Consider the following 12,508-nt stretch of genomic DNA (forward strand, 5'->3'; position numbering starts at 1 on the left):
AGGCCTGCCGCCTGCAAGCAAAACGGGATGCCGGATAGGAGTTTTTCCGGACTCGCTCTGGCATCGGTGGGCGGCAGCGGCGGGTCGATAAGTCTTATATTACCACGCGGAAAGTGATTTTCCCGCGATGGGAGTCGTGTGTTGGCTTTTGCCTGCGAGATAGGGATTTTGCGTATTCGTTTTATGTGTTGCAATTATAAAACGTAGAAATAGACTTTTATTTTGTTGCGATAAAGTTTGATTCTACCGAAAAGGATAGATGTTTTTGTAACGTAAGCTGGGCTGGTCTAGATGTGTCTTTTAAGTGACACATATTTGCCAAAATGTTTTCTACCATGGCCGAGGTTGCAAAACTCTATTGTAGCGCTTTCCAGAATATCGCACCTTCATGGCGACGATTCACGTGGCGACCAAGTGCTTTTCAAGCATCGCCAAGTTCGGTCGGCGTTGCAAACGGGGTGCGAGGTCAAGAAACCCCCCTTTGCGCAAGTAAAATAATTCCCGGAGGGATTTCTGATGACGATAAAATCCGTACTTCTCGGTGCTGCGGCAGGCATTGCCGCCATCGGCGCCGCCCAGGCCGCCGATCTGCCCATGACCAAGGGCGAAGCCGTTGAATATGTGAAAGTCTGCTCGGCTTTCGGTCCCGGCTTCTTCTATATCCCTGGCTCCGACACCTGCCTCAAGATCGGCGGCGAGATCCGTGCCGACTATCGCGCGTTCGGCGGCGACCGGGTGGGCATTAATACGTCTGCGACATCAATCAACAATGTCTTGACCAATGGTGGGCAGAACCGGAATGATGATCGCTCGGCCTTCAACACGCAGGCCCGCATCTGGTTCGATGCCCGCACCGAGACCGATTGGGGCCTGCTGCGCTCATACTTCCAGATCAACGCCGACTCGCATCCGATTTCGGCTCAAGGCCGTGGTGGCATCTACAACGGCAACACCTTCACGATTGACAAGGCCTTCATTCAGTTCGGTGGCTTGACCGCTGGTTACGCCCATTCGTTCTTCGGCTTCTACGATAACGACTACGGCAATACGATCTGGGCGGCCTACTACTCTGAAACCAGCACGGTTAACCTCATCGCCTACACCGCTCAGTTCGGCGGTGGCTTCAGCGCCACGCTGTCGATCGAAGATGGTCGCGACCACCGTGTCAACGACGTCGGCATCAGCGGCACGTCCCCCGTCTTCGGTCCTGCCGCCTTTGACATCAATCTGCAGGGCGGCCAGCAAATTCCCGACGTCGTCGGTCAACTGCGCTATGACTCGAGTTGGGGATCCTTGGCCCTCCAGGGGGCTCTCCACCAGTTGCGCGCACCCGAGAGTGTCGACGGGTCGGTTACGTTGGGCGGCGTCACCGCGCCCTTTTCGATCCCCACGACTCATGACAGCAAATACGGCTACGCCATCGGCGGTACGGCCCTCATTAAAATACCTGTCATCGACGGCGGTCATTTCATCGTTGAAGGTCAGTATGCTGATGGCGCCACCGAATATCTCGGTGTCAAGAACAGCTTGGGCACGCTCATCGGCTTGTCGGACCTCTTCCCCTCGTCGATCGGGCCGGGCGGTATTACGGGTTATGACAGAACCAAGGGCTGGTCGATCGTGGCCGAACTCGGCGGCAATATCACGCCGCAGCTCAACGCCAATCTTGTGGGCAGCTACATCGACGTGAAGGCCGACGGCATCCTGCGAAACGTCGTCCCGGGTATCGATATCTCCCTCAAGGAATACACCATTGCGGGCAATCTGACCTATACGATCGTCAAGGGTCTGTCAGTGGCAGGCGAAGTATCCTACACCCACACCAAACAGGAACTTGGCATCGGGCCGTTGGGGTCTGCGGATGGCTCCGCTAGCTCTTGGCAGGGTGGCGTTCGCCTGAAGCGTGTCTTCTGATCCGAACTGGACGATCTGAGAGCGGGGTCTGGCGTGAGCCGGGCCCCGTTTGGTCTATTGTGCTTGCTGTGTTGAAGTTGTGCTGTGCGCTTTTGCAGCGTCTTCAAGAAATTGTGATGTTACGAGTTTGATCTGTAACGCTGAATGCGTTCCGATATGGTAAGGTTTATTGGAGTGCCTTACGTATAGCTATTGAAGTCCAGTGCGTTTTGCGAAACCTTCTCGATTCTGAAGAAGTCGCGATGAAATATTTCAAAATGTTTTCTGCAAGAGTGTCAGGCAATGTAGCGCGATCTCACCGGGCGTGAAGTGAGTGAAGAAATGCAGGAAAGAGCGAACCGTCCCTTCCAGAAGAACTCCACGTCGCTTCAAATCGATTGGAAGCGATTTGGCGACGATTTGCGGAAAGCGCGGGCAATGCGCGGGATGACCTATCGACAATTCGGTGCGCTCACGGGCGTGACTTTCAGTACGCTGGCACGCCTCGAATCCTCCTACCTTCCCTGTAATGCCGAAACCTTCATGACGCTGGCGGTGGAGATGGGCCGCGACCCCTTGGCCTATGCAATCCGCGGCAAGACCGGCGTGAGCGGCGGGCTCGCACAGGAGACGGATGCGGCCTGATCGGCGCGTGCGATCGCGGCGTTGTGAAGGCGGAGGGGAAGGGCGCCTAAACGGAAACGCTGTTCTGCTCTGGCTCTTTGTTCGAACGTGTCTTTGCGTTTTTTGGCGATTTCGCCAAATTGCACGTTGCTCTAGCCTTTCACATAACGTCGCCAGGGATGTTCTTCCCGGAAACCTAGCAATTCGCGGGCCTTCTTGTTGGACAACAGCGTCTCATACTCGCCGAGCGTGCCTTTGACCGGCACATCGGGATAGAAGCGCCGCAGAAGTTCGGCGGTCGGCAGATTGGACGAGGTGTCGTCGTTGACGGCATTGAAGACCTGGAAGCCCAGACCGTCCTTCTCGATGGCGCGCCGGGTGATCTGGCCGAGGTCGCGCGCATCGATATAGCTCCAGGCGATGCGCTTTCGGAAACCGGGATCGGCGAACCATTTGGGGAAGTTCTCGGTGTAGTCCTCGGGAACGATGACGTTGCCGATACGCAGCGCGTAGATGTCGATGCCCTCGCGCAGGGCAAAGGCCCGGGCCGTCTTCTCGTTGACCACCTTGGAGAGGGCATAGCTGTCCATCGGGTCGACGTCATAATCCTCGTCGAGCGGGAAATAGGCGGGATTGCGGTGCTCGTGGGCGAAGACGACTCCATAGGTCGTCTCGCTCGAGGCAATCACGACCTTGGAGATGCCGAGCTTGGTTGCCGCTTCGATGACATTGTAGGTACCGAGCGCATTGACGCGGAACACCTCGTTGTCGGGCACGATCATGATGCGCGGAATGGCGGCGAAGTGAACGACGGCATCGACCTTCTGCGGGCGCAGCGAGGCGTCGAACTCATGCGTGCCCATATAGCTCGAGAGGGCGTTGAAGACCTGGGCGCCATCGGTGATATCGGCAATCAGGGTACGAACGCGCGGATCGTCCAGCGGACGGGTGTCGATGTTGAGCACCTCATAGCCATGGTCGAGGAGATCCTTCACCACATGGCGGCCGGCCTTGCCGCTGCCGCCGGTGAACATGATGCGCTTGGCCATTATCCGCTCCCTCCAGTCCTGCCATCGTATTTTGTATGACAATAGTGGGCGGAGCCTGAAGCGCAAGGGCTACCTTGGGTTTGTGCCTTGGCAGGGGAGCCATCCCAGCGGTCTTGATGCTTGACCGATCAAGCACCGTCATTGCGAGCGCAGCGAAGCAATCCAGAGTTGGAAAACGCGGCCGCGGCGGCACCTGGATTGCTTCGCTGCGCTCGCAATGACGCTTGGGCCATGTATCACCGCCAGCGGCATCACCCCTTCTTGATGATCACATAGCCGAGCACCAGCGAGATCGCGGTGGCGAAATAGATCGACAGCGATTGCTCGACAAAGCGCATCCAGAACAGATGGATGGCGATCAGCAGCACCACGGCGATGAAGCCGCGGTCGAAGCCGTTGGTGTGGATCGGCAGGAAGCCGGTCTTTTCGACGGGAGCCTTTTCGAGCTCCTCATCCTGCTTGTCGAGATTGGCGAACTGGTTCATGGCCTCATCCCTTCACGGCGCCGAAAGTCAGGCCGGCGACGATATGGCGCTGTACCATGCCGAGGATCACCAGAGCGGGGATCAGCGTCAGCATGGCGGTGGCGGCGAGCTGGCCCCAGTTCGTGCCGGTGACCGAGACATATTCGGCGAGCAGCGTGGTGATGGTGCGGGCCTCCACGCTGGTGAGGGTGGCGGCCAGCAGATATTCGTTCCAGGCGAAGATCCAGGTCAGGATCATGGTGACGGCGAGGCCTGGCCGGGCCAGCGGGTAGATCACTTTGGTCAGGAGCTGGAAGGTCGAGGCGCCGTCGATGGTGGCGGCTTCATCGAGTTCCTGCGGGATGGAATCGAGCACCGGACGCAGCGTCCACACCGCGAAAGGCAGGTTGAACACGCAATAGAGCAGGATAAGGCCGATGCGGGTGTCGAACAGCTTCCAATTGCCGACGACGAAGACCTGCGTATAGAGCAGGAACAAGGGCAGCAGGAACACCGCGGGCGGGGCCATGCGGTTGGTGATGGTCCAGAAGAAGATGTTCTCCTTGCCGACCAGCTTGTAACGCGTCAGCGCATAGGTGGCGAGGAAGCCGAGCAGGCTCACCAGCACGGCGTTGGAAGTGGCGACGATCACCGAATTCAGCATGTATTTCTGCAGGTTCGGATCGGTCAGGGCGTTGGCGTAATTGTCTGGAAAGAAGGAGGTTAGCAGGAAGCTCGGTCTGCCGAAGAGTTCGACGCGGCTCTTGGCGGAGACGACGAACAGCCAGTAGATCGGCGCCAGCGTGATCAGGCTGAGCACGATCCAGAGCAACAGGCTGACGAAGACGTTGGGCTTACGCATCACTCGGGCCTCCTGAGATCGCGGCGGGCCACCAGGGCCGAATAGAGCAGCCAGCACATCACGATGGTGAGATAGAGCACCAGCACGGACATGGCGCCGCCATAGCCGTAGTCTTTCTTCGGAAACACCACGCGGAAGATATAGAGGCCGACGAAGCGGGTCGCATCGCCCGGACCGCCCGAGGTCAGCATGAAGATCTCGTCGAAGGTGCGCAGGGCGTCCATCAGGCGGATGAAGACGGTGGCGAGGATGGCCGGCTTCAGCATCGGCAAGGTTATGTGCCAGAAGATCTGGAAGCGGCTGGCGCCGTCGATCTGCGCCTGCTCGAAGGGATCCTTGGGCAGGGACGAAAGGGCGGCGAGCAGGGTCAGCGTCACCAACGGCGTCCAATGCCAGATATCCATGATCACCACGGCGGTGAAGGCCTGGTCCGAGAAGCGGCTGATATTGAGGTCGTAGCCGAACCAGGCTCGAAGATAGCTCGGCACCGGGCCGAGGCCCGGCGTCAGCAGCAGGCGCCAGATCGCGCCGACGGCGATCGGGGCGATCACCAGCGGCAGGGTGTGGATGGTGCGGAAGAAGCCCTTGCCCGGAAAGTCGCGCATGAAGAGCTGGGCGAGGAAATAACCGAGCACGATCTCGCTGACCACGGCGAAGAAGCCGAATTTCAACGTGCCCCAGATCGACTTGAGGAAGTCGGCATCGAAGACGAGGGCGCGGAAATTGTCGAGCCCGTTGAAATGCATGGTCGGATCGGCAGCGAAGCTGTTCCACTGCGTGAAGGAGACCACCATCACGTAGATGAACGGCACGACACCGAACAGAGCGAGGATGAACAGGGTGGGTGCCAGCAGCAGCCAGCCGGTTGTCGACGATCGCATGAGGGTTCCTTCACCCGCGAGGCAAAAGGGTTGGAGTAATTGCCATCTCTTGGTCATTCCGCGCCCGATGCAGCCTGCTATGGTGCACCGCAGACGCGGAACCGTTCGGAAATATGCGCTTTATCGTCATGCGATCCCGGACCTGCACCGCAGCGCTTGGCGCTGCAGTGCGTCCGGGATGACTATACGAACGGAGGTCGGCAGCGTCCTTACTTGCGATAGCCGAGCTTCTTGAGTTCGGCTTCCGTCGTGGCGGCCATCTGGTCGAGGGCGTCGGAGGCCGAAAGGTCGCCCGTGATGGCCTTGTAGAAGATCGAGGCGGTCGCTTCACGCACCTGGGCGTGGAAGGGGTAGGGCGGGGCACCGGCAAAGAGCTTGCCGTCCTTCTTCATCAGCGAATAGTAGCCGTTGGTCTTCTCGTCCTGCGCCTTCACCTTGGGATCGTCATAGGTCGCGGTGTGGGTGATGCGCGAACCGGCGACGGCCCAATCGGCCTGGACACTCTCCTGGGCGATATATTGCAGGAAGAGCAGGGCGGCTTCCTTGTTCTTGGAGGCATAGGAGATGCCGAATGCGCCGCCGTCATAATAGCCGATATAACCCTTGCCGGCTTCCGCGGCTTCGATCACGCCGGGGGAGGTCGGGGGCAGCGCCACACCGACCTTGCCCACGACTTTGGACTTGGCGGCATCGGTGGCGATCCAGGCGGCGTTCTCGCCATAGACCAGGCCCTGGGCGGCGCGGCCGGCCGCGAAGGTGGCGGCCACTTCGTCCCAGGTGCTGGCGGTGGATTCGGGCGGCGCGTCCGGCAGCAGGCTCAGCCAGTATTCCAGGGCCTTCTTGGCTTCGGGGCTGTTCATCGAGCCGCCATTGGCGACGGTGGCGGCATAGTTCTTGGAAGCGTCGATGCCCCAATTATAGACGCCGAAGGTCGGCGCGACGCTTTCGAAGAACTCGTACCAGGAAGCGGGGTGGCCGGTATTGGCCTGCACCGTCGAGCCCCACAATTCCTCGCCCTTGTCCTTGCCCCATTCGGTGAAGAAATCGGCGATGGCCTTGTAGTCCTCATGGGTCTTGGCGGGCGCGAGATCCTTGCCGGTCTTCTTCTTGTAGGCTTCCTTCACCGCCGGATCGTCGAACAGATCCTTGCGATAGAGGTAGATCTTGATGAAGGCCTCCATCGGCACGCCGTAGAGGTCGCCCTTCTCGTCCTTGAAGTAGTTGGCGAAGGTGGTGAACTTCGCGGGATCATAGTCCGGCGCCTTCAGCGCCGGCTTGTCGGCGAGGGTCTTGGTGATGTCGACCAGGAAGTTGCGGGCGAGATAGCTGTAGATGATATCCTGTTCGATATAGACGAAGTCATAGACGCCGGTCTTGGCCTCCATGTCCTTGATCGCCTTGTCGTACATCTGGTCCCAGGAGGTGGCTTCGAACTCCACCTTGATGCCGGTGGCCTTGGTGAAGGCGGGGCCCAGCACATTCTTCACATAATTCGAGGGCGGCGTGCTTTCCGAAATGCCGTGGATGGTGACACCCTGCAGGTCCTTGGAGGCATCGGACCAAAAATCGGCGTAGGCGGAGGTGGTGGCGAGCAGGACGCTGACCGTCAGCGCGGCGAGGCCGGCTCCTATCTTCCTGTACATCTGGTTTCTCCCTGGAAATGGCTTGTTTCTTATTGCCCGCGTGGCGACGGGACAGGCGCCTGAGCCACGTCTTGAGGGCGCCCTTCATTTTGTTGCGCATTTCCACAAACTGAGTCAATCGGCAAGGTCACGCGCAACGTCAACTTATATGAGGAATCTTGCGCAAAGTCATCCCCAAAAAATGACGAACCTTCTCCATATGATGAAGAAGGTTCCTCGCAGAGTGCCAGCGCCGTCCGGGGGCGGGTCTTCCGACCCGCCCCCGGATGCAGCCTCAGTCTGGTATCAGTCGGGTAGAGGAATATATTCGGCCCGATCGTCCGGCGGCAGATCGAACAGGCCTTGGCCCCACTTCTTGGCTTGCCATTGCGCCTTGGCTTCTTCGATGCGTTCCTTCGATGAGGCGACGAAGTTCCACCAGATATAGCGCGGCCCGCCCAGCGTGGCGCCGCCCAGGATCATCAGGCGGGCACCCTGGTCGCCGGCCGCAACGGTGATGGCGTCACCGGGACGGAAGACCATCATCTGTCCGGCAGCGAAATCCTGGCCGGCGATGGTGACGGAGCCTTGCGTGATGTAGAGACCGCGATCCTCATGATTATCCGGCATGGGCAGCCTGGCACGGGGGGCGAGGACGACATCGCCATAGAAGGTTTCCGAGAACATTGTCGCCGGCGCTTTCTCGCCATAGGCATTGCCCAGGATCAGCTTCACGCTGACCCCTTCGCTTTCGATCACCGGCAAAGTCTCCTTGCCGTGATGCTCGAACATCGGCGCCATGTCCTCATGGGTTTCCGGCAGGGCGATCCAGGTCTGGATGCCGAACAGGCTGTTGGGGCCGCGGCGGGCTTCCGCCGAGGTCCGCTCGGAATGGGTGACCCCGCGCCCGGCCACCATCCAGTTCAGGGCGCCGGGATGGATGACCTGGTCGGTGCCCAGGCTGTCGCGATGGTGGAAATCGCCGCGATAGAGATAGGTGACGGTGCCCAGGCCGATATGGGGATGCGGGCGGACGTCGACGCCCTGGCCGGTCAGGAACTCGGCCGGACCCGCCTGGTCGAAGAAAATGAAGGGCCCCACCATCTGGCGCTTGGGGGCGGGCAGGGCGCGACGCACCTCGAAGCCGCCGAGATCGCGCGAACGCGGCACGATCAGGGTTTCGATCGCGTCGATGCCGATCGCATCGGGGCAGCCGGGTGTCAGGGCAGGGTTCCAGCTCATTCGATCCTCCGGGGCGTTGTCGGCCGCAAGATCTCAAACTCTGCTCGGGCGGCCCATGGCTCACCATAAACAGGGAGCCATCCGGCCAAAACCTTTTTGCCGTTCGGCAACCGCGAACGCCGAGTTCGTCATCGGCGGCTTGGACGAACACAAACGATCATGCGAGGTTGGGACTATCGACTGGCGTAGAGACGAGAAGCGATCATGACGGCAATTGCCGCAAGCGGCATCCACCACGTCACCCTGATGACCCGCAACGTGCAGGCCAATGTCGATTTCTATGTCGGTTTCCTCGGCCTGGGCCTGGTCAAACGCACGGGCGGCTATGAAGACGCCGAGCAGCTCCATCTTTTCTATGGCGACCGTCTCGGTTCTCCCGGCTCCATCGTCACCTTCCTGGTCTGGGAGGACGGCGCTCCGGGTCGTGTCGGCAATGGCCAGGTTGCCGAGATCGCCCTTGCCGTGCCTTCGGCCAGCATCGGCGATTGGATGACGCGGGCGCTCAGCCATGGCGTGCCGATGACGGGTCCGTCGCAGGAGTTCGGCGAATCCGTTCTCCGGCTCAAGGATCCCGATGGTGTCATCGTCAAGCTGGTGGGCGCCGACCTGCCCGCTGCCGCGCCCTGGGGCAGCGAGGCGATCGCGCCGCGGCGCCTGCGTGCCGTGACCCTGCTGACCGACCAGCCTGAGGAGACGGCAGCCTTCGTCACGCGTTTTGGCTATCGGCCCGGGCCGCGCGAGGGCAATGTCCAGCGTCTGCTGTCGGATACGGATGCCGTCGATATCCGCGATGCCTCGGGCTATGTGCCGGGTGCTCCGGGCACCGGCACGGCCGATCATGTCGCCTTTCGTGCGGCGGACGTGGCTGAGGTGCGCAAGCACGAGACTGCGCTGTCGCGTCTCAACTCATCGCCGACCAATTTCCACGATCGCAACTACTTCACCTCGCTCTATGTGCGCGAGCCCGGCGGCACCTTGATCGAAGTGGCGACGGATGGTCCGGGTTTTGCCATCGACGAGGAAGCCGATCGTCTCGGCGAGCGCCTGTTCGTGCCGCCTGGGGATGCCGGGCGGGCCGAGGATCTGAAAGCCATGCTGCCGCAATTCTCCCTGCCGGGAGAGCCGCGACTGCCGCACCGGGATCTTCCCTTCGTGCATCGCTTCTTCACGCCGGACCAGCCCGACGGCAGCACCGTGATCCTGCTGCATGGGACCGGTGGCAACGAGGCTGATCTGATGCCGCCGGTCAGTCGGATCGCGCCCCATGCGACCTTGCTGGGCGTGCGTGGGCGCAGCCACGAGGAAGGCGTGCTGCGCTGGTTTCGGCGCTTTGGGATGACGAAGTTCGATCAGGCCGACATCGCCTTCGAGGCGAAGGCCTTCGCGGCTTTCGTCGAAGGGGCCGTGACGGGTTATGGGCTCGATCCCGCCCGCCTGACCTTCCTCGGCTATTCCAACGGTGCCAACTTCATCGCCGCCATGATGGGGTTGCATCCCGGCGTCATCAGGCGGGCCATTCTGCTGCGGGCGATGCCGGTGCTCGAAAGCTTGCCGCAGGCCGATCTGTCCGGAACGCAGGCCCTGATGCTGACCGGTGCGCGCGACCCCTTTGGGCAGGAAGCGCCGCGGCTCGAGGCCTGGCTTAGGGAACAGGGCGCCGAGGTCACCGCTCACAATATCGACGCAGGCCATGAATTGTCGCCCGCCGACCTGTCGGAGGCACGTCAATGGCTCGAAACCAACAAGGGAGGCCGCAATGGCTGAGATCGACATTCGTCGTGAGGAACTTGCCGAGCCGCGTGGGCGCTATGTCGCACGCATCGACGGCGTGGAAGGGGAGGCCGAGCTCGTCTTCACCAGGCACGCGGCCGGGTTGATCAGCGCAGACCACACCGGCGCTCCCGAGACGATGCGCGGCACCGGCGCTGCCGCCGCCCTGGTGGCCTACATGGTGGAGGACGCACGCCGGAACGGCTCGCGCATCCTGCCGCTCTGCCCCTATGTGCGAGCGCAATATCGCAAGCACCCCGACTGGGCCGACGTGATGACCCTGGCACCGGGCGAGGACCCGCCTGCAGGGGCGTAGACAGCCTCATGTGGAGGCGATCAAGCGCTACGGCAATTGCCTGCGAGGTCATCCCGGACGTAGTGCAGCACTAGGTGCCGCATCGCGCACGGGATGACCGGTGCAGCAGTGACCTGCCCCGCTGCTTGCCGTGTGGGCGCCAGCTCCGCGCAACCGCGCCGCAATCTCAAGCCCAGACGTCGTTCTGCGCCGTGCGCTCGCCGCCTTCATGACCGGTGTTGAGCGTGCCGCGCGGTTCGATCAGCAGGAGATGGACCTCGCTTTCCGCGTAGGGCTTGTGCTCCATGCCCTTGGGCACCACGGCCATCTCGCCGGGCCCGATCACGACGGCGCCATGACGAAAATCGATGCGCAGCCGGCCGCTGAGGACGATGAAGGTCTCGTCCGTTTCAGGATGATCGTGCCAGATGAAATCCCCCTCGATTCGCACCAGCTTGAACTGGTAGTCGTTCATTTCGGCAATCACGCGGGGCTGCCAGAAATCGCCGATCGTTGCGATTTTCTCGGCGAAGTTGATCGCCTTGGGCGTGGTTTCCATGGTGCCTTGCTCCGTTCTCGAAGGATGCGACTTATGGAGCCTGCTGCGGCTGCGATCTTGAACGATTGTGCGCTTCCGCCGCGGTGCGGTTTCTAGAGCAAAGCGCGTTCAAGCGCGAATGCCCATTTGCTCTAACTTCCTGTTTCGACACGTCTTTGCGATTCTTGGTGATTCCATCAAATCGCAAAACGCTTCAGGCTTGCCTCCAACAAGAAACCAGCGCCGGGGGATACCCGGCGCTGGCCTTGCGTTGGTTGGACTATGGTTGTGGCCGATATTACAGGGGCTGCAGGCCGGCTTCGATGGCGGCGCGGCGACCTTCGAGGAAGGGCGGCAGCGACAGGCGCTCGCCCAGGCTCTCCAGCGGCTCATCGACGGCGAAACCGGGACCATCGGTGGCGATCTCGAAGAGATTGCCGCCGGGCTCGCGGAAGTAGAGCGAGCGGAAATAGTAGCGTTCCACTTCGCCCGAGCTCGGAATGCCGAACTGGCCGAGGCGTTCGGTCCAGGCATGGATCGCCGCCACGTCAGGGGTGCGGAAGGCGACGTGATGCACGGCGCCGGCGCCTTGGCGGGCCGTGCCGAGCCCCGGCTGCACGGCGACATGCAGCTCGGCGGCAGCGCCGCCTTCGCCCATGCGGTAGACATGTACACGGCCCTCGCCGTCGGGCGAAGCATAGTCGCGCTCCTCCTTCATGTTGAGCACGCGGGTGAGCACGGCATCCGTGGGCTCCTTCTTCGGCACCGAGATGGTGATCGGGCCAAGGCCCCTGATCTGGTGTTCAGTCGGCACGGGGCTGCGGCTCCAGGGATGCAGGGCGCCGTTGCCGCCATCGTCCACCAGCCTGAAGCGCTGGCCTTCGGGATCTTCGAATTCGAGGCTGGCCCGGCCGTCGATCAGGCCGACATCGCCGGCGGTCACGCCCAGATCCTTCAGGCGGGCCGCCCAATAGTTCAGACTGTCCTCGCCGGAAACGCGCAGGCCGGTGCGGCTGATCGAATGGGTGCCGCGGCGTTCGGGTGCGACCGGCCAGTCGAAGAAGGTGAGGTCGCTGCCGGGCGTGGCTTCGCCATCGGCGTAGAACAGGTGATAGGCGCTGGTGTCGTCCTGGTTGACGGTCTTCTTGACCAGTCTCAGGCCGAGCGTGTCGGTGTAGAAGCGCTTGTTGGCCGGGGCATTCGCGGTGATTGCGGTGAGATGATGGATGCCGGTGAGCTGCATGGCAGCCTCCTTCGTGTTACGTTGC

General features: G+C 61.4%; 12 protein-coding genes. 4 read left to right on the plus strand and 8 right to left on the minus strand.

Annotation, left to right across the window (positions count from 1 at the left end; translation table 11 throughout):
• Positions 1-516: 516 nt before the first annotated feature.
• Both C5L14_RS25810 and C5L14_RS30480 read left to right on the plus strand, forming a co-directional pair.
• Positions 517-1,914, plus strand: a complete 1,398-nt coding sequence (locus C5L14_RS25810) for a porin (protein ID WP_105864932.1) — start codon at positions 517-519, stop codon at positions 1,912-1,914.
• 321 nt (positions 1,915-2,235) lie between these two features.
• Positions 2,236-2,538 carry a helix-turn-helix domain-containing protein gene (locus C5L14_RS30480; protein WP_281062587.1) on the plus strand — a complete coding sequence of 101 codons (303 nt, stop codon included), beginning with the start codon at positions 2,236-2,238 and terminating at the stop codon, positions 2,536-2,538.
• 131 nt (positions 2,539-2,669) lie between these two features.
• Here C5L14_RS30480 and C5L14_RS25820 read toward each other — a convergent pair whose 3' ends face one another.
• The 6 genes from C5L14_RS25820 to C5L14_RS25845 all read right to left on the minus strand — a co-directional run bounded on the left by C5L14_RS25820 (position 2,670) and on the right by C5L14_RS25845 (position 8,637).
• Positions 2,670-3,566, minus strand: a complete 897-nt coding sequence (locus C5L14_RS25820; protein WP_105864934.1) for an NAD-dependent epimerase/dehydratase family protein — start codon at positions 3,564-3,566, stop codon at positions 2,670-2,672.
• 251 nt (positions 3,567-3,817) lie between these two features.
• Positions 3,818-4,051: a DUF2160 family membrane protein gene (locus tag C5L14_RS25825; protein ID WP_105864935.1), complete on the minus strand. Its 234-nt coding sequence runs from the start codon at positions 4,049-4,051 to the stop codon at positions 3,818-3,820.
• 4 nt (positions 4,052-4,055) lie between these two features.
• Positions 4,056-4,892, minus strand: a complete 837-nt coding sequence (locus tag C5L14_RS25830; RefSeq protein WP_105864936.1) for a carbohydrate ABC transporter permease — start codon at positions 4,890-4,892, stop codon at positions 4,056-4,058.
• Entirely contained in the window at positions 4,892-5,773 is an 882-nt protein-coding gene (locus tag C5L14_RS25835) for a carbohydrate ABC transporter permease (protein WP_105864937.1), read from the minus strand. Before C5L14_RS25835 ends, C5L14_RS25830 begins: the two co-directional genes overlap by 1 nt.
• Before the next feature lie 209 nt (positions 5,774-5,982).
• Positions 5,983-7,416, minus strand: a complete 1,434-nt coding sequence (locus C5L14_RS25840) for an extracellular solute-binding protein (RefSeq protein ID WP_105864938.1) — start codon at positions 7,414-7,416, stop codon at positions 5,983-5,985.
• 285 nt (positions 7,417-7,701) lie between these two features.
• Entirely contained in the window at positions 7,702-8,637 is a 936-nt protein-coding gene (locus tag C5L14_RS25845) for a pirin family protein (protein WP_105864939.1), read from the minus strand.
• A gap of 204 nt (positions 8,638-8,841) precedes the next feature.
• On the opposite strand from C5L14_RS25845, the gene C5L14_RS25850 reads away from it, so the two are divergent.
• Both C5L14_RS25850 and C5L14_RS25855 read left to right on the plus strand, forming a co-directional pair.
• A complete protein-coding gene (locus C5L14_RS25850) occupies positions 8,842-10,401 on the plus strand; it encodes a VOC family protein (RefSeq protein WP_105864940.1) in 1,560 nt (519 codons plus the stop codon).
• Positions 10,394-10,723, plus strand: a complete 330-nt coding sequence (locus tag C5L14_RS25855; RefSeq protein WP_105864941.1) for a GNAT family N-acetyltransferase — start codon at positions 10,394-10,396, stop codon at positions 10,721-10,723. Before C5L14_RS25850 ends, C5L14_RS25855 begins: the two co-directional genes overlap by 8 nt.
• Positions 10,724-10,889: 166 nt before the next feature.
• Here C5L14_RS25855 and C5L14_RS25860 read toward each other — a convergent pair whose 3' ends face one another.
• Entirely contained in the window at positions 10,890-11,261 is a 372-nt protein-coding gene (locus C5L14_RS25860; RefSeq protein ID WP_105864942.1) for a cupin domain-containing protein, read from the minus strand.
• 277 nt (positions 11,262-11,538) lie between these two features.
• Positions 11,539-12,483 carry a ring-cleaving dioxygenase gene (locus C5L14_RS25865; protein WP_105864943.1) on the minus strand — a complete coding sequence of 315 codons (945 nt, stop codon included), beginning with the start codon at positions 12,481-12,483 and terminating at the stop codon, positions 11,539-11,541.
• Positions 12,484-12,508 lie beyond the last annotated feature (25 nt).

It is taken from the genome of Labrys okinawensis (genome assembly GCF_002982075.1).
GTDB classification, from domain to species: Bacteria; Pseudomonadota; Alphaproteobacteria; order Rhizobiales; family Labraceae; genus Labrys; species Labrys okinawensis_A.

Bases quoted from the DNA above. Each gene is read 5' to 3' on its own strand.
- C5L14_RS25865 (WP_105864943.1), bottom strand. From the start codon at position 12,483: ATGCAGCTCACCGGCATCCATCATCTCACCGCAATCACCGCGAATGCC.
- C5L14_RS25825 (WP_105864935.1), bottom strand. From the start codon at position 4,051: ATGAACCAGTTCGCCAATCTCGACAAGCAGGATGAGGAGCTCGAAAAG.
- C5L14_RS25850 (WP_105864940.1), top strand. From the start codon at position 8,842: ATGACGGCAATTGCCGCAAGCGGCATCCACCACGTCACCCTGATGACC.
- C5L14_RS25835 (WP_105864937.1), bottom strand. From the start codon at position 5,773: ATGCGATCGTCGACAACCGGCTGGCTGCTGCTGGCACCCACCCTGTTC.
- C5L14_RS25840 (WP_105864938.1), bottom strand. From the start codon at position 7,416: ATGTACAGGAAGATAGGAGCCGGCCTCGCCGCGCTGACGGTCAGCGTC.
- C5L14_RS25830 (WP_105864936.1), bottom strand. From the start codon at position 4,892: ATGCGTAAGCCCAACGTCTTCGTCAGCCTGTTGCTCTGGATCGTGCTC.
- C5L14_RS30480 (WP_281062587.1), top strand. From the start codon at position 2,236: ATGCAGGAAAGAGCGAACCGTCCCTTCCAGAAGAACTCCACGTCGCTT.
- C5L14_RS25860 (WP_105864942.1), bottom strand. From the start codon at position 11,261: ATGGAAACCACGCCCAAGGCGATCAACTTCGCCGAGAAAATCGCAACG.
- C5L14_RS25845 (WP_105864939.1), bottom strand. From the start codon at position 8,637: ATGAGCTGGAACCCTGCCCTGACACCCGGCTGCCCCGATGCGATCGGC.
- C5L14_RS25820 (WP_105864934.1), bottom strand. From the start codon at position 3,566: ATGGCCAAGCGCATCATGTTCACCGGCGGCAGCGGCAAGGCCGGCCGC.
- C5L14_RS25855 (WP_105864941.1), top strand. From the start codon at position 10,394: ATGGCTGAGATCGACATTCGTCGTGAGGAACTTGCCGAGCCGCGTGGG.
- C5L14_RS25810 (WP_105864932.1), top strand. From the start codon at position 517: ATGACGATAAAATCCGTACTTCTCGGTGCTGCGGCAGGCATTGCCGCC.